The 22095-nt window shown below is 58.5% G+C and carries 19 protein-coding genes; 18 read left to right on the forward strand and 1 reads right to left on the reverse strand.

Annotation, left to right across the window (positions count from 1 at the left end; genetic code table 11):
• Positions 1-36: 36 nt before the first annotated feature.
• Positions 37-819: a type I methionyl aminopeptidase gene (gene map, locus ACA070_RS05505; RefSeq protein ID WP_497450350.1), complete on the reverse strand. Its 783-nt coding sequence runs from the start codon at positions 817-819 to the stop codon at positions 37-39.
• A 373-nt stretch (positions 820-1192) separates the two neighbouring features.
• Here map and rpsB point away from each other — a divergent pair, with 373 nt between their 5' ends.
• The 18 genes from rpsB to tilS all read left to right on the forward strand — a co-directional run bounded on the left by rpsB (position 1193) and on the right by tilS (position 21962).
• Positions 1193-1930 (forward strand): 30S ribosomal protein S2, encoded by a 738-nt coding sequence (gene rpsB, locus ACA070_RS05510; protein ID WP_003219330.1) that lies wholly within the window; start codon positions 1193-1195, stop codon positions 1928-1930.
• Positions 1931-2121: 191 nt separating this feature from the next.
• Positions 2122-2985: a translation elongation factor Ts gene (gene tsf / locus ACA070_RS05515; protein ID WP_497450351.1), complete on the forward strand. Its 864-nt coding sequence runs from the start codon at positions 2122-2124 to the stop codon at positions 2983-2985.
• A gap of 209 nt (positions 2986-3194) precedes the next feature.
• Positions 3195-3938 carry a UMP kinase gene (gene pyrH, locus ACA070_RS05520; RefSeq protein WP_003172271.1) on the forward strand — a complete coding sequence of 248 codons (744 nt, stop codon included), beginning with the start codon at positions 3195-3197 and terminating at the stop codon, positions 3936-3938.
• Positions 3935-4492 carry a ribosome recycling factor gene (gene frr, locus ACA070_RS05525; protein WP_338585033.1) on the forward strand — a complete coding sequence of 186 codons (558 nt, stop codon included), beginning with the start codon at positions 3935-3937 and terminating at the stop codon, positions 4490-4492. The genes pyrH and frr overlap by 4 nt, the downstream gene beginning before the upstream one ends.
• A gap of 13 nt (positions 4493-4505) precedes the next feature.
• Positions 4506-5261, forward strand: a complete 756-nt coding sequence (gene uppS / locus ACA070_RS05530; RefSeq protein ID WP_461979908.1) for a polyprenyl diphosphate synthase — start codon at positions 4506-4508, stop codon at positions 5259-5261.
• On the forward strand, positions 5261-6067 hold the full coding sequence (locus ACA070_RS05535) for a phosphatidate cytidylyltransferase (protein WP_497450352.1): 807 nt from the start codon (positions 5261-5263) through the stop codon (positions 6065-6067). The genes uppS and ACA070_RS05535 overlap by 1 nt, the downstream gene beginning before the upstream one ends.
• The gene (gene ispC / locus ACA070_RS05540) at positions 6064-7254 is read left to right on the forward strand and encodes a 1-deoxy-D-xylulose-5-phosphate reductoisomerase (protein ID WP_497450353.1); all 1191 of its coding nucleotides are present in this window, start codon (positions 6064-6066) and stop codon (positions 7252-7254) included. Before ACA070_RS05535 ends, ispC begins: the two co-directional genes overlap by 4 nt.
• Positions 7255-7307: 53 nt before the next feature.
• A complete protein-coding gene (gene rseP / locus ACA070_RS05545; protein WP_497450354.1) occupies positions 7308-8660 on the forward strand; it encodes a sigma E protease regulator RseP in 1353 nt (450 codons plus the stop codon).
• Positions 8661-8734: 74 nt separating this feature from the next.
• Positions 8735-11110: an outer membrane protein assembly factor BamA gene (bamA, locus tag ACA070_RS05550; RefSeq protein WP_497450355.1), complete on the forward strand. Its 2376-nt coding sequence runs from the start codon at positions 8735-8737 to the stop codon at positions 11108-11110.
• A gap of 45 nt (positions 11111-11155) precedes the next feature.
• The gene (locus tag ACA070_RS05555; RefSeq protein ID WP_010462812.1) at positions 11156-11659 is read left to right on the forward strand and encodes an OmpH/Skp family outer membrane protein; all 504 of its coding nucleotides are present in this window, start codon (positions 11156-11158) and stop codon (positions 11657-11659) included.
• Between the two features lie 3 nt (positions 11660-11662).
• A complete protein-coding gene (lpxD, locus tag ACA070_RS05560; RefSeq protein ID WP_497315907.1) occupies positions 11663-12718 on the forward strand; it encodes a UDP-3-O-(3-hydroxymyristoyl)glucosamine N-acyltransferase in 1056 nt (351 codons plus the stop codon).
• A 108-nt stretch (positions 12719-12826) separates the two neighbouring features.
• On the forward strand, positions 12827-13267 hold the full coding sequence (gene fabZ, locus ACA070_RS05565; RefSeq protein ID WP_008154051.1) for a 3-hydroxyacyl-ACP dehydratase FabZ: 441 nt from the start codon (positions 12827-12829) through the stop codon (positions 13265-13267).
• Positions 13264-14040 (forward strand): acyl-ACP--UDP-N-acetylglucosamine O-acyltransferase, encoded by a 777-nt coding sequence (lpxA, locus tag ACA070_RS05570; RefSeq protein ID WP_131059164.1) that lies wholly within the window; start codon positions 13264-13266, stop codon positions 14038-14040. The genes fabZ and lpxA overlap by 4 nt, the downstream gene beginning before the upstream one ends.
• 2 nt (positions 14041-14042) lie before the next feature.
• Entirely contained in the window at positions 14043-15173 is a 1131-nt protein-coding gene (gene lpxB, locus ACA070_RS05575; protein ID WP_497450356.1) for a lipid-A-disaccharide synthase, read from the forward strand.
• Positions 15170-15808, forward strand: coding sequence for a ribonuclease HII (rnhB, locus tag ACA070_RS05580; RefSeq protein WP_497450357.1), 639 nt, complete (start codon positions 15170-15172; stop codon positions 15806-15808). Before lpxB ends, rnhB begins: the two co-directional genes overlap by 4 nt.
• An 83-nt stretch (positions 15809-15891) precedes the next feature.
• Entirely contained in the window at positions 15892-19413 is a 3522-nt protein-coding gene (dnaE, locus tag ACA070_RS05585; protein ID WP_497450358.1) for a DNA polymerase III subunit alpha, read from the forward strand.
• A gap of 139 nt (positions 19414-19552) precedes the next feature.
• A complete protein-coding gene (locus ACA070_RS05590; protein ID WP_010462799.1) occupies positions 19553-20500 on the forward strand; it encodes an acetyl-CoA carboxylase carboxyltransferase subunit alpha in 948 nt (315 codons plus the stop codon).
• 133 nt (positions 20501-20633) lie between these two features.
• Complete coding sequence (gene tilS / locus ACA070_RS05595) at positions 20634-21962, forward strand: tRNA lysidine(34) synthetase TilS (RefSeq protein ID WP_497450359.1); 1329 nt, start codon at positions 20634-20636, stop codon at positions 21960-21962.
• Positions 21963-22095 lie beyond the last annotated feature (133 nt).

Consider the following 22095-nt stretch of genomic DNA (forward strand, 5'->3'; position numbering starts at 1 on the left):
CTATCTATAAGGCTCTGGGTGCTGCCTGGGTTCGGATCAGGCCGATACGCGCGGGATGGTGTCATCGGCGCGCAAGGTAAAGATCTCGTAACCGGTCTCGGTCACCAACAGGGTGTGTTCCCACTGGGCCGACAGCTTGCGGTCCTTGGTGATCGCGGTCCAGCCGTCGCCCAATACCTTGGTGTCGGCCTTGCCCTGGTTGATCATCGGCTCGATGGTGAAGGTCATGCCCGCTTTCAGTTCCATGCCGGTGCCGGCGCGGCCGTAGTGCAGGATTTGCGGCTCTTCGTGGAACACCTTGCCGATGCCGTGACCGCAGAACTCGCGAACCACCGAGAAACCGTTCTTTTCAGCGTGTTTCTGGATGATTTCACCGATGTCGCCCAGGCGGCAGCCGGGTTTGACGATTTCGATGGCCTTGTACATGCATTCCTGGGTGATTTGCGACAGGCGCTCGGCCCAGACCGGCACGGAGCCGACGTGGAACATGCGGCTGGTGTCGCCGTGGAAACCGTCCTTGATGACGGTGACATCGATGTTCAGCGTGTCGCCATCCTTCAGCGGCTTCTCGTTCGGGATGCCATGGCAGACCACGTGGTTGATCGAGGTGCAGATCGACTTCGGGTAGCCTTTATAGTTGAGCGGGGCAGGGATGGCTTTCTGCTCGTTGACGATGTAGTCGTGGCAGATGCGGTCCAGTTCTTCGGTGGTGATGCCCGGCTTGACATGTTCGGCAATCATTTCCAGCACATCGGCGGCCAGTTTGCCGGCGACACGCATCTTGGCGATGTCCTCGGGGGTTTTGAGGGTGACGGTCATACGGGCTCTCTCTGCGCTCGATGGCGCTTGCTAAAACGAAATGGGCATTGCGCGATCGATCTTCGCGGCCCTGAAAAACGCGATTCTAACAGACGATCAGCGCAAATCTGAGCCTCTGTGCATCGCTTCTCTCTATAGATTGGCGCATTCTTGGGCGATTCCAAGGGCGCGGCTGAAGTCGTGCGTCAGGAATTGAGAATCCGGGTTCCGTTTTTTGCAGCCCTGTGATATAAAATGCGCCGCTTTCCGGGGATACCCCGAAAGGCTTAAATCCACACACGTGTCGACACGATGACCTGGGTGCCTTCAGCTGATGCTGCTGGTTGGTCATTGGGATACGTGGAGGCCAAACCCGACTTATTAAGGAACTATCATGTCCCAAGTCAACATGCGCGATATGCTGAAGGCCGGTGTGCACTTCGGTCACCAGACCCGTTACTGGAACCCGAAAATGGGTAAGTACATTTTCGGCGCGCGTAACAAGATCCACATTATCAACCTTGAAAAAACCCTGCCAATGTTCAACGAAGCTCTGACTTTCGTAGAGCGTCTGGCCCAGGGCAAAAACAAGATTCTGTTCGTCGGCACCAAGCGTTCCGCTGGCAAGATCGTTGCTGAAGAAGCAGCACGTTGCGGTTCGCCGTACGTCGATCACCGCTGGTTGGGCGGCATGCTGACCAACTTCAAAACCATCCGTGCTTCCATCAAGCGTCTGCGTGACCTTGAAGTGCAAGCCGAAGACGGTACTTTCGCCAAGCTGACCAAGAAAGAAGCGCTGATGCGCACTCGCGATCTTGAGAAGCTCGATCGTTCCCTGGGTGGTATCAAGGACATGGGCGGTCTGCCAGACGCTCTGTTCGTTATCGACGTTGATCACGAGCGCATCGCGATCACCGAAGCCAACAAGCTGGGCATCCCGGTTATCGGCGTAGTCGATACCAACAGCAGCCCGGAAGGCGTTGACTACATCATCCCAGGCAACGATGACGCAATCCGCGCTATCCAGTTGTACATGGGTTCGATGGCTGACGCTGTAATCCGTGGTCGCAACCACGTTGCCGGTGGCACCGAGCAGTTCGTTGAAGAAGCTCCGGTAGCTGCAGCTGAGTAATTGACGCCTTGGCGTTGACTCAGTAAGCAAAAAGGGGGCTTGGCCCCCTTTTTGCCACCTCGAAAACCGTTTGTGAGCGGCGCAGCTACAGGCTCTGTAACGTGCAGCTGCTAACAAGTGGGTTCGGGAAGAATTGATCGCCCGTTCGATCGGGTGGAATGGTTGAAAACCTATCCAAGAGGAATTTTGAAATGGCAGAGATTACTGCAGCGTTGGTCAAAGAACTGCGCGAGCGTACCGGCGAAGGCATGATGGACTGCAAAAAGGCCTTGACCAAGGCTGGCGGCGACATCGAAAAAGCCATTGATGACATGCGTGCTTCGGGCGCCATCAAGGCTGCCAAGAAAGCAGGCAACGTAGCTGCTGAAGGCGCTATCGCTCTGAAAGAAGACGGTAAAACTGCCGTTCTGCTTGAAGTGAACTCGCAGACCGACTTCCTGGCTCTGCAGGACGACTTCAAGGCATTTGTTGCTTCCAGCGTTGAAAAAGCATTCGCTGACAAGCTGACTGATGTTGCTCCGCTGATCGAAGCTCAAGAAGCAGCTCGCCTGGTTCTGGTCGGCAAGGTTGGCGAAAACGTCAACATCCGTCGCCTGGCTCGCGTTGAAGGTGATGTTGTTGGTGGTTACCTGCACGGTAACAAGATCGGTGTTGCGGTTGTTCTCAAGGGCGGCACTGTTGAGCTGGCCAAAGACATCGCCATGCACGTAGCAGCTACCAACCCTGAATTCCTGCTGCCATCGGAAGTTTCCGCTGAAGCGGTAGAGCGTGAGAAGGGCGTGTTCCTGACCCTCAACGCTGACAAGATCGCCGGCAAGCCGGAAAACATTGTTGAAAACATGGTCAAAGGCCGTATCAGCAAGTTCCTGGCTGAAGCGAGCCTGGTTGAGCAGGCGTTCGTCAAGAACCCTGAAATCAAGGTTGGCGAACTGGCCAAGAAAGCCGGTGCAGAAATCGTTTCTTTCACCTACTTCAAAGTAGGCGAAGGCATCGAGAAGCCGGTCGACAACTTCGCTGAAGAAGTTGCTGCCCAGCTGGCTGCCGCCAAGCAATAAGACGGTTTTTTAACTGTCGCCCTGAAGAGGCTGCCCGCTTACGCGCGCAGCCTCTTTTCAGATGGGGCACCAATTTTTTATTGGTTTCCCTTTGGAACTGGCTTACAAAGCCATGTTCCGATGGCGCTGAAGCAGCGCCAAGCTAGAGTGAACGCCAGCTGTAAACAGCTCGCAAAGAATTTTAAAATACGCCGCAGGAGAGATTCGCAATGGCTCAGCAGGGCAGTGGTTATCAGGCTCGCTATAAACGCATTCTACTCAAGCTTAGCGGCGAGGCCCTGATGGGCTCGGAAGAGTTCGGGATCGATCCGAAAGTTCTGGATCGCATGGCGCTTGAAGTCGGCCAACTGGTCGGCATCGGTGTTCAGGTTGGTCTGGTGATCGGCGGTGGCAACCTGTTCCGCGGTGCAGCGCTGAGCGCGGCCGGCATGGATCGGGTAACTGGCGACCACATGGGCATGCTGGCCACTGTGATGAACGCCCTGGCGATGCGCGATGCGCTGGAACGTGCCAATATCTCGGCCATCGTGATGTCGGCCATTTCCATGGTTGGCGTGACCGATCACTACGATCGCCGCAAAGCCATGCGCCACCTGAACGCCAAGGAAGTCGTGATCTTTGCGGCCGGTACCGGTAATCCGTTCTTCACCACGGATTCGGCAGCCTGCTTGCGAGCGATCGAAATCGACGCCGATGTCGTGCTCAAGGCGACCAAGGTCGATGGCGTCTACACCGCTGACCCATTCAAAGACCCGCATGCCGAGAAGTTCGATCATCTGACCTACGATGAAGTGCTGGATCGCAAGCTGGGCGTGATGGATCTGACGGCCATTTGCCTGTGCCGCGACCACAAGATGCCGTTGCGCGTCTTTAACATGAACAAGCCCGGCGCCCTGCTGAACATCGTACATGGCGGCGCTGAAGGGACCCTGATCGAGGAAGGCCAACAATGATCAATGAAATCAAGAAAGACGCTCAAGAGCGTATGAAAAAATCCGTGGAGTCGCTGACGCACAACTTCGGCCGTATTCGTACCGGCCAGGCGCACCCAAGCATTCTTGAAGGCGTGATGGTGCCGTATTACGGTTCCGATACTCCGATCAAGCAGGTAGCGAACATCACCGTCAAAGACGCCCGTACCCTGCAAGTCGTTGCCTTTGAGCGCAACATGCTGGGTGCCGTCGACAAAGCCATCGGTAGCGCGGGTCTGAACCTCAACCCGACCAACCTGGGTGAGTTGCTGCTGATCTCCATGCCGGCCCTGACCGAAGAAACCCGCAAGGGCTTCACCAAGCAGGCTCGCGATGTCGCTGAAGATGCCCGTGTTGCGGTGCGCAACATCCGTCGCGATGCCAACAGCTCGCTGAAGGATCTGGTCAAGGAAAAGGAAATCAGCGAAGACGAAGAGCGTCGTGCCACTGGCGAGATCGACGATTTGACCAAGAAGTACGTGGCTGAAATCGACGCAAATCTGGCGCAGAAAGAAAAAGACCTGATGGCCGTATAAGGGTCGCGTTTTCATGGAAAAGACTAAGCAGACTGCGCCGTCCGCGGTGCCGCGCCATGTCGCGATCATCATGGATGGTAATAATCGCTGGGCGAAAAAGCGCTTTATGCCGGGTGTCGCCGGGCATAAAGCGGGCGTGGATGCGGTTCGCGCAGTGATCGAGGTGTGCGCCGAGGCCGGCGTCGAGGTATTGACCCTGTTCGCCTTTTCCAGTGAGAACTGGCAGCGCCCGGCCGATGAAGTCAGTGCCTTGATGGATCTGTTCTTCAAGGCGTTGCGTCGCGAGGCCAAGCGCCTCAATGACAACAACATCAGTCTGCGCATCATCGGTGATCGTTCGCGCTTTCATCCCGAGCTTCAGGCAGCCATGCGTGAAGCCGAGGCGATGACCGCCGGTGCCAACCGCTTTGTCTTGCAGATCGCCGCGAACTATGGCGGCCAGTGGGATATCGCGCAAGCCGCGCAGCGCTTGGCGCGGGAGGTTCAGGCCGGGCATCTGCGTCCGGAGGACATCACGCCCGAGCTGTTGCAGACCTGTCTGGCCACCGGCGATCTGCCGTTGCCTGACTTGTGCATCCGCACCGGTGGCGAACACCGCATCAGCAACTTCCTGCTGTGGCAACTGGCTTATGCCGAGTTGTATTTCTCCGACCTGTTCTGGCCGGACTTCAAACACGACGCCATGCGTAACGCGCTGGCCGATTTCGCTTCTCGTCAGCGCCGCTTCGGTAAAACGAGCGAGCAGGTCGAGTCTGGAGCCCGGGTTTAATGCTTAAACAACGAATCATCACCGCGCTGATCCTGCTGCCGATCGCTTTGTGCGGGTTTTTCCTGCTCGAAGGCACAGGCTTTGCGCTGTTCATCGGGCTGGTCGTGACCCTTGGTGCGTGGGAGTGGGCTCGCCTGGCAGGCTTCACCGCCCAGCCAATTCGCGTTGCCTATGCGGTTGTGGTCGCATTGATGCTGTTTGTCATGCACATCCTGCCGGGGCTCGCGCCCTGGGTGTTGGGTGCTGCGGTGCTCTGGTGGGGCGTGGCGACGTATCTGGTGCTGACTTACCCGCGTTCCAGCGAATACTGGTCCAGCGCCGCCTGCAAGCTGGTGATCGGTTTGCTGATCCTGCTGCCGGCCTGGCAAGGTCTGGTCCAGATCAAGCAGGAACCCTTGGGTAACTGGCTGATCATGGCGGTGATGGTGCTGGTCTGGGGCGCCGATATCGGCGCGTACTTTTCGGGTCGGGCCTTTGGCAAGCGCAAGCTGGCGCCGCAGGTCAGCCCTGGCAAGAGTTGGGAAGGCGTGTATGGCGGCCTGGCGTTGAGCCTGGTAATCACTGTCATTGTCGGCCTGGTTCGCGACTGGACGGTTGCCGATCTCTTCAAAGGGTTGATCGGTGCGGCAATTATCGTGTTCATCTCGGTCGTGGGCGACCTAACCGAGAGCATGTTCAAACGTCAATCGGGCATCAAGGACAGCAGTAACCTGTTGCCGGGGCATGGCGGTGTGCTGGATCGCATCGACAGCCTGACGGCCGCGATCCCTGTCTTTGCCGTGCTGTTGTGGATGGCCGCACCGTGAGCCGCCCACAACAGATTACCGTTCTGGGGGCGACCGGTTCGATTGGTCTGAGCACCCTGGATGTGATCGCTCGCCATCCCGAGCGCTATCAGGTGTTCGCCTTGAGCGGTTTTACCCGCCTGAGTGAGCTACTGGCCTTGTGCGTGCGTCATGTGCCGCGGTTTGCCGTCGTGCCGGAAGCGGGCGCTGCCCGAACCTTGCAGGACGACTTGCGCGCCGCAGGCCTGTCGACCCGCGTGCTGGTGGGGGAGGAGGGCCTGTGTCAGGTGGCTTCCGATCCGGAGGTCGATGCGGTCATGGCGGCCATCGTTGGCGCGGCGGGCTTGCGTCCGACCCTGGCGGCGGTCGAGGCGGGCAAGAAGATCCTGCTGGCCAACAAAGAAGCGCTGGTCATGTCGGGTGCCTTGTTCATGCAGGCCGTGCGCAAAAGCGGCTCGGTGCTGCTGCCGATCGACAGTGAACACAACGCGATTTTTCAGTGCATGCCACAGGATTTCGCCCGTGGGCTTGGCGCGGTCGGCGTGCGTCGGATTCTGCTGACAGCCTCTGGTGGTCCGTTCCGACAGACGCCGATGGCTGAATTGGTGCATGTTTCCCCTGAGCAAGCGTGCGCGCATCCGAACTGGTCCATGGGTCGCAAGATTTCGGTCGATTCGGCCAGCATGATGAACAAAGGGCTTGAATTGATTGAAGCCTGCTGGCTGTTCGACGCCAAGCCGTCCCAGGTCGAAGTGGTGATTCACCCGCAGAGCGTGATTCATTCGCTGGTCGATTATATCGATGGCTCGGTGCTGGCGCAGTTAGGTAATCCGGACATGCGCACGCCGATCGCCAATGCCCTGGCCTGGCCGGAGCGTATCGATTCGGGTGTAGCGCCGCTGGATCTGTTTGCCATCGCGCGCCTGGACTTTCAGGCGCCCGATGAAGAGCGTTTCCCTTGCCTGCGCCTTGCGCGTCAGGCCGCCGAAGCGGGCAATAGCGCGCCGGCCATGCTCAATGCGGCGAATGAAGTGGCTGTCGCGGCGTTTCTCGACGGGCGGGTTCGCTACCCGGAAATCGCGAGTATCATCGAGGAAGTGTTAAATCTCGAACCTGTGGTTGTGGTGGATGATCTCGAGGCGGTGTTTACGGCCGACGCGAAAGCGCGAGTACTGGCCGAGCAATGGTTGAGTCGTCACGGGCGGTAAGTGCTGCAATACGTTGGCCCATGCAGCACTGGATAGGATTGCGGAGAAAGTAGATGAGCGCGCTCTATATGATTGTCGGCACCCTGGTTGCGTTGGGCGTGCTGGTCACCTTCCACGAATTCGGCCATTTCTGGGTCGCACGTCGCTGTGGGGTCAAAGTGCTGCGTTTCTCCGTGGGCTTCGGCATGCCGCTGCTGCGTTGGCACGACAAGAAAGGCACTGAGTTCGTGGTGGCGGCCATTCCGTTGGGCGGCTACGTGAAAATGCTCGACGAGCGCGAAGGCGAAGTGCCGGCCGATCAGGTCGATCAATCCTTCAATCGCAAATCTGTCCGTCAGCGTATTGCCATTGTGGCTGCGGGACCGATCGCCAACTTTCTATTGGCAATGGTGTTTTTCTGGGTGTTGGCGATGCTCGGCAGCGAGCAGGTGCGGCCGGTCATCGGTGCAGTCGAATCCGGAAGTATCGCCGCCAAGGCCGGTCTGGGTGCCGGTGAGGAAATCATTGCCATCGATGGCGAGCCGACTTCCGGCTGGGGCGCGGTGAATCTGCAACTGGTCCGTCGTCTTGGCGAGAGCGGTTCTCTTCAATTGTTGGTGCGTGAGCAGGGCTCTACGGCGGATTCGCCGCGCGAGCTGATGCTGGATAAATGGCTAAAGGGCGCAGACGAGCCGGATCCTATTCGTTCGTTGGGTATTCGCCCTTGGCGTCCGGCGTTGCCGCCGGTGTTGGCCGAGCTTGATCCGAAAGGGCCCGCACAGGCTGCAGGCCTGAAGACCGGCGATCGACTGTTGGCCCTCGATGGCAAGTCACTTGATGACTGGCAACAGGTGGTCGACACGGTGCGTATGCATCCGGATACCAAAATCATGCTGCGTGTTGAGCGTGATGGTGCTCAAATCGACGTCCCTGTGACCTTGGCCGCTCGCGGCGAGAGCAAGGCGCCTACCGGTTATATGGGCGCCGGGGTGAAAGCGGTCGATTGGCCGCCAGAGATGATTCGCGAAGTCAGTTACGGCCCGGTGGCCGCAATTGGCGAGGGTGCTCGACGCACCTGGACCATGAGCGTACTGACCCTCGATTCGCTCAAGAAAATGTTGTTCGGCGAGCTCTCGGTAAAAAACTTGAGTGGACCGATAACCATTGCTAAAGTGGCGGGCGCTTCTGCCCAGTCGGGTGTCGCTGATTTCCTGAATTTCCTTGCTTATCTGAGTATTAGCCTGGGGGTTCTGAATTTGCTGCCCATTCCTGTACTGGATGGGGGGCATTTGTTGTTTTATCTGATCGAGTGGGCGCGTGGTCGTCCCTTGTCAGATCGGGTGCAGGGTTGGGGGATACAGATCGGTATCAGTTTGGTGGTCGGGGTGATGTTGCTTGCTCTGGTCAATGATTTGGGCCGTCTGTAACACTTCGCTGAATTGCGAATCTGCCGCATTTTGCGGCAGTTTGTTTATTGCCAGTTGGAATAAGAAAGGACTTCATGAAACGTCTGCTGCTAACTGCGGTTCTCACCGTATTGATGATCGCCGAAGTTCACGCCGAGTCCTTCACTATCTCTGATATTCGCGTCAATGGCCTCCAGCGGGTCTCCGCGGGTAGCGTCTTTGGTGCTTTGCCGTTAAACGTCGGTGAACAGGCGGATGATCGTCGCCTGGTGGAATCCACTCGTGCGCTGTTCAAAACCGGGTTCTTTCAAGATATCCAGCTGGGCCGCGATGGCAACGTCCTGGTCATTACGGTAGTCGAGCGTCCGTCCGTCGCCAGTATCGAGATCGAAGGTAACAAGGCGATCTCTACTGAAGACCTGATGAAGGGCCTCAAACAATCCGGTCTGGCCGAAGGCGAAATCTTCCAGCGTGCCACCCTCGAAGGTGTCCGTAACGAACTGCAGCGCCAATACGTCGCTCAGGGTCGCTACTCGGCCACCGTCGACACCGAAGTGGTGCCGCAGCCGCGTAACCGGGTGGGCCTGAAGGTCAATATCAATGAAGGCACCGTTGCGGCTATCCAACACATCAACGTGGTGGGTAACACGGTCTTCCCTGAGGAAGACCTGATCGACCTGTTTGAATTGAAGACCACCAACTGGCTGTCGTTCTTCAAGAACGATGACAAGTACGCTCGTGAAAAACTCTCCGGTGACCTGGAGCGTCTGCGCTCCTACTACCTGGACCGTGGCTATATCAACATGGATATCGCTTCGACCCAGGTGTCCATTACCCCGGACAAGAAACACGTCTACATCACCGTCAACGTCAACGAAGGCGAGAAGTACACCGTTCGTGACGTCAAGCTGAGCGGCGACCTGAAAGTCCCTGAAGACCAGGTCAAGTCCCTGCTGCTGGTTCAGAAAGGCCAGGTGTTCTCGCGCAAACTGATGACCACTACTTCCGAGCTGATCACCCGTCGCCTGGGTAACGAGGGTTACACCTTCGCCAACGTCAACGGCGTGCCTCAGCCTCACGATGAAGACCATACGGTCGACATCACTTTCGCAGTCGATCCGGGCAAGCGTGCTTACGTCAACCGCATCAACTTCCGTGGCAACACCAAGTCCGAAGACGAAGTGCTGCGCCGTGAAATGCGTCAGATGGAAGGCGGCTGGGCTTCGACCTACCTGATCGACCAATCCAAGACCCGTCTTGAGCGTCTGGGCTTCTTCAAAGAAGTCAACGTCGAAACGCCTGCCGTACCGGGTGTAGACGACCAGGTTGACGTGAACTACAGCGTTGAAGAGCAGGCCTCCGGCTCGATCACCGCCAGCGTCGGTTTCGCTCAGAGCGCCGGTCTGATCCTCGGTGGTTCGATCACTCAGAACAACTTCCTAGGTACCGGTAACAAGGTCAGCGTCGGTTTGACCCGCAGTGAATACCAGAGCCGCTATAACTTCGGTTATGTCGACCCGTACTGGACTGCTGATGGTGTGAGCCTGGGTTACAACGCTTTCTATCGCACCACTGACTATGATGACCTCGATGTCGACGTAGCCAGCTATGCGGTAGACAGCCTGGGTGCTGGCGTTAACGTCGGTTACCCGATCAGCGAGACGTCGCGCCTGACCTTCGGTCTGAGCGTGCAACAGGACAAGATCAAGACCGGTCAGTACACCGTTGACGAGATTTTCGACTTCGTAAACAAGGAAGGCGACAACTACCTTAACTTCAAGGCGTCGGCCGGCTGGTCCGAGTCCACCCTGAACAAAGGCGTATTGGCGACCCGTGGACGTTCCCAGAGCCTGACCCTGGAAACCACCACGCCGGGCAGCGACCTGTCGTTCTTCAAAGTGGATTACCGTGGGCAGTTGTTCCAGCCATTGTCTGAAAACTACACCGTGCGTCTGCACACCGAGCTGGGCTATGGCGACGGTTACGGTTCGACCGACGGCTTGCCGTTCTATGAAAACTACTATGCTGGTGGTTTCAACTCGGTTCGTGGCTTCAAGGACAGCACCCTGGGTCCGCGCAGTACGCCTAGCCGTGGTACAAACCCGGGTACATTGGCCGATCCGGACCAGGATCCACTGCCGTTTGGTGGCAACGTCCTGATCCAGGGTGGTGCAGAGCTTCTGTTCCCTCTGCCGTTCGTCAAGGATCAACGCTCCCTGCGTACTTCGGTATTCTGGGATGTGGGTAACGTTTTTGACTCGCAGTGCAAAGACACCACCAACGCAAACGGTTCGGCGTCCAATACAAAGTGCAACGACATCAGCCTGAGCAACCTGGCCAGCTCCGTCGGTGTGGGCGTGACCTGGGTCACCGCACTGGGTCCTCTGAGCTTCGCGTTGGCAATGCCGATCAAGAAACCGGATGACGCTGAGACTCAAGTGTTCCAATTCTCTCTTGGCCAGACGTTCTAAGCGTCTGCCCCACAATAACGACAATGGATTTTGTAGGAGTACATCGTGCGTAAGTTGACTCAATTGGTTCTCCTGGCGACCGTACTGGTAGCAGGTCCGGCTTTTGCCGACATGAAAATCGCCGTTCTGAACTATCAGATGGCCCTGCTGGAATCCGACGCAGCCAAGAAATACGCCGTGGATGCCGAGAAGAAGTTCGGCCCGCAACTGTCCAAACTCAAGACCCTGGAAAGCAGCGCCAAAGGCATCCAGGACCGTCTGATGGCGGGTGGCGACAAGATGCAGCAAGGCGAGCGTGAACGTCTTGAACTCGAGTTCAAGCAAAAGGCTCGTGACTTCCAGTTCCAGTCCAAGGAACTGAACGAAGCCAAAGCCGTTGCCGACCGTGAAATGCTGAAGCAGCTCAAGCCGAAACTGGACAGCGCTGTGGAAGAAGTCATCAAGAAAGGTGCTTTTGACCTGGTCTTCGAGCGTGGTGCAGTGATTGATGTCAAACCTCAGTACGACATCACTCGCCAGGTTATCGAGCGCATGAATCAGCTGAAGTAATCCATGACAGCGACTATAAAGCTCGGCCAATTGGCCGAGTTCCTCGGCGCCACGCTACGTGGCGACCCGGAGAAAGAAATTACTGGGCTAGCCACTTTGCAAGAGGCTGGCCCAGCTCAGTTGAGCTTTCTCGCAAACCCCCAATACCGTAAATACCTGGTGGACTGCCGGGCCGCAGCGCTGTTGCTGAAGGCCGCTGACGCTGAAGGTTTTGCAGGTGATGCATTGGTGGTGCCTGATCCGTATCTGGCCTACGCACGTATTTCCCATCTGTTCGATCCCAAGCCCAAGGCGCCTGCCGGTATTCACCCGACAGCGGTAGTGGCCGCGGACGCAGTGGTTGATCCGGCGGCGAGCATCGGTGCCTTTGCGGTGATCGAAAGCGGCGCGCGTATTGCTGCAGGTGTGACCGTGGGTGCGCACTGTTTCATCGGTGCCCGTTGCGAAATCGGTGAGGGTGGCTGGCTGGCCCCGCGGGTCACGCTGTACCACGACGTGCGCATCGGCAAACGGGTCGTGATTCAGTCCGGTGCCGTGCTCGGTGGCGAAGGCTTCGGTTTTGCCAACGAGAAAGGTGTCTGGCAGAAAATCGCCCAGATCGGTGGGGTATTGGTCGGTGATGATGTGGAGATTGGCGTGAATACCGCTATCGACCGCGGCGCCCTGGCCGATACCGTACTCGGTAACGGTGTGAAGCTCGACAATCAGATTCAGATCGCCCACAACGTGCAGGTCGGTGATCACACCGCCATGGCGGCGTGCGTGGGGATCTCCGGCAGCACCAAAATCGGCAAGCATTGCATGCTCGCCGGTGGCGTAGGGCTGGTGGGGCATATCGAAATCTGCGACAACGTTTTCATCACCGGGATGACCATGGTGACCCACTCGATTACCGAAAAGGGTTCCTATTCTTCCGGTACGGCAATGCAACCAGCAGCCGAATGGCGCAAAAGCGCGGCTCGTATCCGTCAGCTCGATGACATCGCGCGACGTTTGCGACAGCTGGAAAAGCGTGTAGGGGACGTGACCCCTGACGGTAATGCTTCATCAGATGGCTGATACCATTTCCATATCAAGTGTGCACAGCCGCTAGACTGCCTCCTTGATTTGCTAGAGGGGTGCGCGTCAGTCGCGCGCTCCCAATCTTTACATAGGCTTCCCCCCGAAATGATGGACATCAACGAGATTCGCGAATACCTGCCTCACCGTTACCCGTTCCTGCTGGTGGACCGGGTCGTGGATCTGGATGTGGAAGGCAAGCGCATTCGCGCCTACAAGAATGTCAGCATCAACGAACCGTTCTTCAATGGTCACTTTCCTGCGCATCCAATCATGCCGGGCGTGTTGATCATCGAAGCGATGGCTCAGGCTGCCGGTATCCTTGGCTTCAAAATGCTCGACGTGAAGCCCGCCGACGGCACGCTTTACTACTTCGTCGGCTCCGACAAGCTGCGTTTTCGCCAGCCTGTCACTCCAGGCGATCAGTTGATCCTCGAAGCCCGCTTCATCAGCTGCAAACGCCAAATCTGGAAATTCGAGTGCCAGGCTTCGGTCGATGGCAAGCCAGTCTGCTCCGCTGAAATCATCTGCGCGGAACGCAAACTATGAGTTTGATTGACCCTCGCGCAATCATCGATCCGACGGCCGTTCTGGCCGAAGGTGTCGAGGTCGGCCCATGGTCGATCGTCGGCGCAGGTGTGGAAATCGGCGAGGGGACAGTGATCGGGCCGCATGTGATTCTCAAGGGCCCGACCCGAATCGGTAAGCATAACCGCATCTACCAGTTTTCTTCGGTAGGTGAGGACACGCCCGATCTGAAATACAAAGGCGAAGAAACCCGTCTGGTCATCGGTGACCACAACGTCATCCGTGAAGGCGTGACGATTCACCGCGGGACCGTTCAGGACCGTTCGGAAACGACCCTGGGTGATCACAACCTGATCATGGCCTATGCCCACATCGGCCACGACAGCGTGATCGGCAACCACTGCATCCTGGTCAACAACACAGCGTTGGCAGGTCATGTGCACGTCGAAGACTGGGCGATCCTGTCCGGTTTTACCCTGGTCCACCAGTATTGCCACATCGGCGCCCACAGCTTTTCCGGTATGGGTACCGCCATTGGCAAGGACGTTCCAGCGTACGTCACGGTGTTCGGCAACCCCGCCGAAGCGCGCAGCATGAACTTCGAAGGCATGCGCCGTCGTGGTTTCAGCGAAGACGCGATCCACGCCCTGCGTCGTGCCTACAAGGTGGTTTATCGCCAGGGGCTGACGGTTGAACAGGCCCTCGCCGAATTGGCCGAACCTTCGGACCAGTTCCCGGAAGTCGCGGTATTCCGTGATTCCATCCAGTCTTCGACCCGCGGCATCACACGTTAATCATGGCTAATCTGCGTATTGCGCTGGTGGCGGGTGAGGCTTCCGGTGACATTCTGGGCGCGGGTCTCATGCGCGCGCTGAAGGCCCAGCATCCGGCGGTCGAGTTCATCGGTGTCGGTGGCCCGCTGATGCAGGCCGAAGGCCTGACTTCGTATTTCCCGATGGAACGTCTTTCGGTCATGGGCCTGGTGGAAGTGCTGGGTCGATTGCGCGAGCTGATGGCGCGTCGTAAAAAGCTGATTGCCGACCTGATCGCCGAAAAGCCGGACGCGTTTATCGGCATCGATGCCCCGGACTTCAACCTCAACATCGAACTCAAGCTGCGTCAGGCCGGGATCAAGACCGTGCATTACGTTAGCCCGTCGGTGTGGGCGTGGCGGCAGAAGCGGGTGCTGAAGATTCGCGAAGGCTGCGACCTGATGCTGACGCTGTTCCCGTTCGAAGCGAAGTTTTATGAAGAGAAGGGCGTGCCGGTGCGGTTTGTCGGGCACACCCTGGCTGATGCGATACCCCTCGAAGCTGATCGTGCCGCCGCACGCGCCGAACTCGGTTTGCCTGGTGGACCCTTGGTCGCGCTGATGCCGGGCAGTCGCGGTGGCGAAGTCGGGCGTCTGGGTGCGTTGTTCCTCGATACCGCCGAGCGTTTGCGCGCCATGCGCCCAGGTGTGCGGTTCGTTATTCCGTGCGCCAGCCCTCAGCGCCGCGCGCAGCTTGAAGAGTTGCTCGCCGGTCGCGATCTGCCGCTGACCCTGCTCGACGGTAAATCCCATCTGGCGCTCGCAGCCTGCGACGCGGTGCTGATTGCCTCTGGAACGGCTACCCTTGAAGCGTTGTTGTACAAGCGGCCGATGGTCGTCGCTTATCGCCTGGCGCCGCTGACGTTCTGGATTCTCAAGCGCATGGTGAAAAGCCCCTACGTCTCGCTGCCGAACCTGTTGGCCCAGCGCCTGTTGGTGCCCGAGTTGCTGCAGGATGATGCGACGGTTGAAGCGCTGGCCCAGACGTTGTCGCCGCTGATCGAGGGTGGCGAAGAACAGACCCGTGGCTTCGATGAAATCCACCGTACCTTGCGTCTGGATGCCTCCAACCAGGCAGCGGACGCAGTATTGAACCTGATCGGCAAAACACAATGACAAAAGCACTACAGATGGGCCTCGATTTCACCTTGGTCGCCGAAGTCGAAGAATTGGTTGCCGGCGTTGACGAAGTCGGCCGTGGTCCGCTCTGCGGTGCGGTGGTGACGGCTGCAGTGATTCTCGATCCGAATCGGCCGATCCTTGGTCTCAACGATTCGAAGAAGCTCACCGAAGCCCGCCGTGAAAAGCTCTACGATGAAATCTGCGAAAAAGCCCTGAGCTGGTGCATCGCCCGGGCTGAAGTCGAAGAGATCGACGAGCTGAACATTCTGCATGCCACCATGCTGGCCATGCAGCGCGCGATCGAAGGGCTGCACATCCAGCCGAAATTGGCGATGATCGACGGCAACCGTTGCCCGAAACTGTCCATGCGCGCCGAAGCGGTGGTGCAGGGCGACGGCAAGGTGCCGGCCATCGCGGCGGCATCGATCCTGGCCAAGGTCAGCCGTGACCGTGAAATGGCTGCTTTCGAATTGATTTACCCGGGTTACGGCATCGGCGGCCACAAAGGCTACCCGACCCCCGTTCATCTGGAAGCCCTGGCACGCCTGGGCCCGACGCCGATTCACCGTCGCTCGTTCGCCCCGGTACGCCTGGCTTATGAGGCGCGGGAAAACCTGATCGAGAGTTAGTTGCAAGGCTGATGTTTTACTCAAGGCCCGGTACAATCCGGGCCTTGTTGTCTTCACGTTTCTAGTTTCTAGACAGGATCACTATGCCGGCTTCATTCGTTCATCTACGCCTGCACACTGAATATTCCCTGGTCGACGGTCTGGTGCGGATCAAACCGCTGGTCAAGACCCTGGTCGGCATGAACATGCCTGCCGTAGCGGTCACCGACCAGAACAACATGTGTTCCCTGGTCAAATTCTATAAAGCGGCCATGGGCGCAGGCATCAAGCCGATCTGCGGCGCCGACCTGTGGCTGTCGAACAAGGATCCGGACAACGCCTTGAGCCGGATCAGCCTGCTCGCGATGAACGCTGTCGGCTATCGCAACCTCACCGAGCTGATTTCCCGCGGCTTCATCGACGGCCAGCGCAATGGCTCGGTCATCATCGAGCGCGAGTGGGTGGCCGAAGCCAGCGAAGGCTTGATCATGCTGTCGGCGGCAAAAGAGGGCGAGATCGGCCTGGCCATGCTCAGCGGCAATCCGGCGGAAGCGGAAAACCTCGCGCGCGAATGGATGGCCGTGTTCCCGGATCGTTTCTATCTGGAGATCCAGCGCACCAGCCGCCCCAATGACGAAGAACAGCTGCACGGCGCCGTGGCCCTGGCCGAAAAAATCGGTGCGCCGCTGGTCGCCACCAACGACGTGCGTTTTATCAAGCAGGAAGACTTCGCCGCGCACGAAACCCGCGTCTGTATCGGTGAGGGCCGCGCCCTCGACGATCCGCGGCGTTCGAAGAATTACAGCGATCAGCAATACCTCAAAAGCGCCGAGGAAATGGCCGAGCTGTTCAGCGACATTCCCGAGGCGCTGGCCAACACCATCGAGATCGCCAAGCGCTGCAACATTGAAGTGAAACTGGGCACTCACTTCCTGCCCAACTTCCCGATCCCTGATGGCATGACCATTGACGAGTATTTCCGCAAGGTCTCGTTCGACGGTCTGGAAGATCGCCTCAGCGTGCTGCTGCCCAGGGACACCACCGAAGACTACGAAACCAAGCGTCAGGTCTATGTCGACCGGTTGAATTTCGAGCTGGATATCATCATCCAGATGGGGTTCCCGGGTTACTTCCTGATCGTTATGGACTTTATTCAGTGGGCCAAGAGCAACGGCGTACCGGTAGGTCCTGGCCGGGGGTCGGGTGCCGGGTCTCTGGTGGCCTATGTGCAGAAGATTACCGACCTCGATCCGCTGGAATATGACCTGCTGTTCGAACGTTTCCTTAACCCGGAACGGGTCTCCATGCCCGACTTCGACGTCGACTTCTGCATGGACGGTCGTGACCGCGTGATCGACTACGTGGCCGAGAAATACGGCCGCAACGCGGTGAGCCAGATCATCACCTTCGGTTCCATGGCCGCCAAGGCTGTGGTCCGTGACGTGGCGCGGGTGCAGGGCAAGTCCTACGGTCTGGCGGATCGTCTGTCGAAGATGATTCCGTTCGAAGTCGGCATGACCCTGGAAAAAGCCTACGAGCAGGAAGAGATCCTGCGCGACTTCATCAAGGTCGATGAAGAAGCCGCGGAAATCTGGGAAATGGCGCGCAAGCTGGAAGGCGTTGTGCGTAACGTCGGCAAGCACGCCGGTGGTGTGGTAATCGCCCCGACCAAGCTGACTGACTTCTCGCCGATTTATTGCGATGAGGCCGGTGATGGTCTGGTAACCCAGTTCGACAAAGACGACGTTGAAGCCGCCGGCCTGGTGAAGTTCGACTTCCTGGGTCTGCGGACCCTGACGGTCATCGACTGGGCGCTGAAAACCATCAACCGCGACCGCGCCAAGGTCGATGAGCCGCCGCTGGACATCGCGTTCATTCCGCTGGATGACAAGCCGACCTACCAGTTGCTGCAAAAAGCTGAAACCACCGCGGTGTTCCAGCTCGAGTCGCGCGGCATGAAGGAACTGATCAAAAAGCTCAAGCCCGACTGCCTGGAAGACTTGATCGCACTGGTGGCGCTGTTCCGTCCGGGGCCGTTGCAATCGGGCATGGTGGACGACTTCATCAACCGTAAGCACGGCCGCGCCGAACTGGCGTATCCGCACTCGGACTACCAGTACGAAGGCCTCAAGCCCGTATTGGCACCGACTTACGGCATCATCCTGTATCAGGAACAGGTGATGCAGATTGCCCAGGTCATGGCCGGTTACACCCTTGGCGGTGCGGACATGCTGCGTCGGGCGATGGGTAAGAAAAAGCCCGAAGAAATGGCCAAGCAGCGCGGCGGTTTCATTGAAGGTTGCAAGACCAACAATATCGAGGCCGACCTCGCCGGTAACATTTTCGACCTGGTAGAAAAATTCGCCGGTTACGGCTTCAACAAATCCCACTCCGCCGCTTACGGCCTGGTGTCGTACCAGACCGCGTGGCTGAAAACGCACTACCCGGCGCCGTTCATGGCCGCGGTGCTGTCGGCGGATATGCACAACACCGACAAGGTCGTGACCTTGATCGAAGAAATTCGCACCATGAAACTGCGTCTCGACGCGCCGGATGTGAATACTTCGGAGTTCAAGTTCACGGTGAATGACGAAGGCCGGATTATTTACGGCCTCGGCGCGATCAAGGGTGTGGGCGAGGGTCCGGTGGAAGCGATCACCGAGGCGCGCCAGGATGGTCCGTTCAAGGACTTGTTCGACTTCTGCGCCCGTGTCGACCTCAAACGAATCAACAAGCGCACCCTGGACGGTTTGATCCGCAGCGGCGCGCTGGATCGTCTGGGACCTTATTTCCATGACGAACCGAAAGCCTACCAAGCGAGCATCGACCAGAACCGCGCTGTATTGCTCAATGCGATGGAAGGGGCGATCAAGGCCGCCGAACAAACCGCCCGCACCCACGACAGTGGCCACGCCGACTTGTTTGGCGGGCTGTTCGTCGAGGCAGACGCCGACGTCTACGCCAATCACCGCAAGGCCAAAGAGCTGACCCTCAAGGAACGCCTGAAAGGGGAGAAAGACACCCTGGGCCTGTACCTGACCGGTCACCCGATTGACGAATACGAAGGCGAGATCCGCCGTTTTGCCCGTCAGCGCATCATCGACCTGAAGCCGGCTCGCGATACGCAGACCGTTGCGGGCATGATCATCGCCCTGCGGGTGATGAAGAACAAAAAGGGCGACAAGATGGGTTTCATCACCCTCGATGACCGCTCCGGACGGATCGAAGCTTCGCTGTTTGCCGAGGCGTTCCATTCGGCGCAATCGCTGTTGCAGACCGACGCGATGGTGGTGGTCGAAGGCGAAGTCAGCAACGACGACTTCTCCGGCGGCCTGCGGCTGCGGGTCAAGCGGGTGATGAGCATGGAAGATGCGCGCACCAACCTCGCCGAAAGCTTGCGCCTGAAGCTGCAGACCAAGGATTTGAAGGGCGATCAGCTACGCTGGCTGGGTGAGTTGTTCAAGCGTCACCGCGGCGCGTGCCCGATTACCATGGAGTACACGAGCCCCGATGCGAAGGCCTTGCTGCAGTTTGGCGAGACCTGGCGAATCGACCCGGCGGATGCGTTGATTCAAGCCTTGCGTGACCAGTTCGGGCGAGACAACGTCTTCCTCCAATACCGTTGACGGTCAGGTTCCGCCGAGGGCCCTGATCTCGACCTGAATTTTTAATCTCGACCTGAACGCGCCTGTCCCTTAAGGTAGGGCGCGAATAGACAACCGGCCGGCCCAAGCTCTCTTGGACGTCGACCCAAGACGGACGCCTATGAACCCGAATTTTCTAGATTTCGAACAGCCGATCGCCGACCTGCAAGCCAAGATCGAAGAGTTGCGCTTGGTCGGTAACGACAATTCGCTGAATATCGGCGATGAGATCTCCCGCCTGCAGGACAAAAGCAGCACGCTGACCGAAGACATCTTCGGCAAGCTGACCAGCTGGCAGATCGCACGTCTCGCGCGTCACCCGAAACGTCCGTATACCCTGGACTACATCGAACACATCTTTACCGAGTTCGACGAACTGCATGGCGACCGTCACTTCTCCGACGACGCTGCGATCGTTGGCGGCATTGCCCGTCTGGATGATCAGCCGGTGATGATCATCGGTCATCAGAAAGGCCGTGAAGTGCGCGAGAAAGTTCGCCGCAACTTCGGCATGCCGCGTCCGGAAGGCTACCGCAAGGCTTGCCGTCTGATGGAAATGGCCGAGCGTTTCAAAATGCCGATCCTGACCTTCATCGACACCCCGGGCGCCTACCCTGGCATCGACGCCGAAGAGCGCAACCAGAGCGAAGCGATTGCCTGGAACCTGCGCGTCATGGCTCGCCTGAAAACCCCAATCATCGCCACCGTGATCGGTGAGGGTGGTTCGGGTGGCGCTCTGGCGATCGGCGTTTGCGATCAGCTGAACATGCTGCAGTACTCGACCTACGCGGTGATCTCGCCGGAAGGTTGCGCATCGATTCTGTGGAAAACCGCCGAGAAAGCGCCGGATGCTGCTGAAGCGATGGGCATTACCGCCGAGCGCCTGAAAGGCCTGGGCATCGTCGACAAGGTGATTGGCGAGCCGTTGGGCGGCGCTCACCGCGATCCTGCGGCTGCGGCGGCATCGATCCGTGCCGAGCTGAGCTCGCAACTGGCGATGTTGAAGAAGTTCGATAACGAAGCGCTGCTGGCCCGTCGTTACGAGCGTCTGATGAGCTACGGTCTCTAAGCCGAACGCGCAATACCCATGTGGGAGCGAGCCTGCTCGCGATGAGGGTTTAACATTCAACGAATCAGTTGGCCGTTAAACCGCAATCGCGAGCAGGCTCGCTCCCACATTTGATTTGCGCAAAGGGATAGATATGGATCAGCCCTCAAATGATTTGCCTTCCCGGCTTCTGCTGAATCTAACCCCTTGGCGGACCGCCACAACCTGGTGCATCGCCTTCTCCGGCGGGCTCGACTCCACCGTCCTGCTGCACCTCCTCGCCCAACTCGCAAAAACCCAATCCCTGCCAACGCTCAGCGCCCTCCATATCCACCATGGCCTTCAGGCTGCAGCGGATGCGTGGCCGCAACATTGTCAGTCGGTCTGTGACGCGCTGGGTGTGCCACTACAGGTGGTTCACGTTGAGGTTCAGCCCGGCGCCAGTCTTGAGCGTGCGGCCCGGGATGCGCGCTATGGCGCGTTCATTGAAGCCACTCAAGTGAATGAACTGCTGCTGACCGCGCAGCACCGCGACGATCAGGCGGAAACCCTGTTGTTTCGGCTGTTGCGCGGGGCAGGGGTGAGGGGCTTGTCGGGCATGCCTCGCGAACGCGTCCTGGGTCGAGGGCATCTTCTGCGTCCGTTGCTCGATGTCACGCGCGCCGAGCTTGAGGCCTATGCGGCCGAGTATCAGTTGAGCTGGATCGAGGACCCTTCGAACCAGGACCGACAGTTCTCGCGCAATTACCTGCGGCATCAAGTGTTCCCGGTATTGACCGAGCGCTGGCCGCAAGCGACGGCGACCATCGCCCGCAGCGCCGCGCATCTGAGTGAAGCGCAGGGGTTGCTCGATGACCTGGCGCAAATCGATCTGGCCAGTGCCCGCACCGTCAGTGATTTTGATTGGCTGGGGTTGCCGTCCCTGGCGTTGGCGCCGCTGGCAAAACTCTCTGCCGCGCGACAACGCAACGCAATGAGTCACTGGCTCACAGCGCTGACGCAGCTGCCGGACAGTGACCATTGGTCGGGTTGGGACAATTTGCGCGATGCCACGGGCGATGCCCGTCCGGTCTGGCGATTGGCGGAGGGTGAATTGCATCGGGCGGGTGGGCGAATCTGGTGGCTGTCAGGCTGTTGGCTGCGTATCCCGCCATATGTCGGCGGCTGGGCTGATCCCTCGACAGCGCTGGCGTTACCGGAGAATGGCGTGCTCACCTGCACCGGCCAAATCCCCGCTGGCCCGCTGCATATCCGCTATCGTGAGGGAGGAGAGGTCATGAATCTGCCTGGTCGCGGTCACCGGGACCTCAAGCGTTTGCTCAACGAACGCGGCGTTCCGGGCTTCGTCCGTGGCAGATTGCCGCTGCTCTACCGGGACGCGCAATTGCTGGCGGTGGCCAACCTGCGGGGCCTTGATGGCAACGAGCAGGAAGGCTGGCATTTGCATTGGGACCCACTGGGCGAAGATCAAGGTTTGAGCTGAAAGGGGCTTTCCGGTAGACTACGCTCCCTTCTTGATACAACTTCTGTGGATTCGCCTGAATTGCAGGAGTTGCCGATTACCAAGCAGTCTTTGCTGGGCGATTCCAAAAAATGTGTAGCGAGCAACGTACCGG

Source organism: Pseudomonas sp. LBUM1678 (assembly GCF_059695575.1).

Bases quoted from the DNA above. Each gene is read 5' to 3' on its own strand.
- tilS (WP_497450359.1), top strand. From the start codon at position 20,634: ATGGATCAGCCCTCAAATGATTTGCCTTCCCGGCTTCTGCTGAATCTA.
- rpsB (WP_003219330.1), top strand. From the start codon at position 1,193: ATGTCCCAAGTCAACATGCGCGATATGCTGAAGGCCGGTGTGCACTTC.
- lpxA (WP_131059164.1), top strand. From the start codon at position 13,264: ATGAGTTTGATTGACCCTCGCGCAATCATCGATCCGACGGCCGTTCTG.
- map (WP_497450350.1), bottom strand. From the start codon at position 819: ATGACCGTCACCCTCAAAACCCCCGAGGACATCGCCAAGATGCGTGTC.
- ACA070_RS05535 (WP_497450352.1), top strand. From the start codon at position 5,261: ATGCTTAAACAACGAATCATCACCGCGCTGATCCTGCTGCCGATCGCT.
- rnhB (WP_497450357.1), top strand. From the start codon at position 15,170: ATGACAAAAGCACTACAGATGGGCCTCGATTTCACCTTGGTCGCCGAA.
- ACA070_RS05590 (WP_010462799.1), top strand. From the start codon at position 19,553: ATGAACCCGAATTTTCTAGATTTCGAACAGCCGATCGCCGACCTGCAA.
- rseP (WP_497450354.1), top strand. From the start codon at position 7,308: ATGAGCGCGCTCTATATGATTGTCGGCACCCTGGTTGCGTTGGGCGTG.
- dnaE (WP_497450358.1), top strand. From the start codon at position 15,892: ATGCCGGCTTCATTCGTTCATCTACGCCTGCACACTGAATATTCCCTG.
- lpxD (WP_497315907.1), top strand. From the start codon at position 11,663: ATGACAGCGACTATAAAGCTCGGCCAATTGGCCGAGTTCCTCGGCGCC.
- tsf (WP_497450351.1), top strand. From the start codon at position 2,122: ATGGCAGAGATTACTGCAGCGTTGGTCAAAGAACTGCGCGAGCGTACC.
- uppS (WP_461979908.1), top strand. From the start codon at position 4,506: ATGGAAAAGACTAAGCAGACTGCGCCGTCCGCGGTGCCGCGCCATGTC.
- pyrH (WP_003172271.1), top strand. From the start codon at position 3,195: ATGGCTCAGCAGGGCAGTGGTTATCAGGCTCGCTATAAACGCATTCTA.
- lpxB (WP_497450356.1), top strand. From the start codon at position 14,043: ATGGCTAATCTGCGTATTGCGCTGGTGGCGGGTGAGGCTTCCGGTGAC.
- fabZ (WP_008154051.1), top strand. From the start codon at position 12,827: ATGATGGACATCAACGAGATTCGCGAATACCTGCCTCACCGTTACCCG.
- frr (WP_338585033.1), top strand. From the start codon at position 3,935: ATGATCAATGAAATCAAGAAAGACGCTCAAGAGCGTATGAAAAAATCC.
- bamA (WP_497450355.1), top strand. From the start codon at position 8,735: ATGAAACGTCTGCTGCTAACTGCGGTTCTCACCGTATTGATGATCGCC.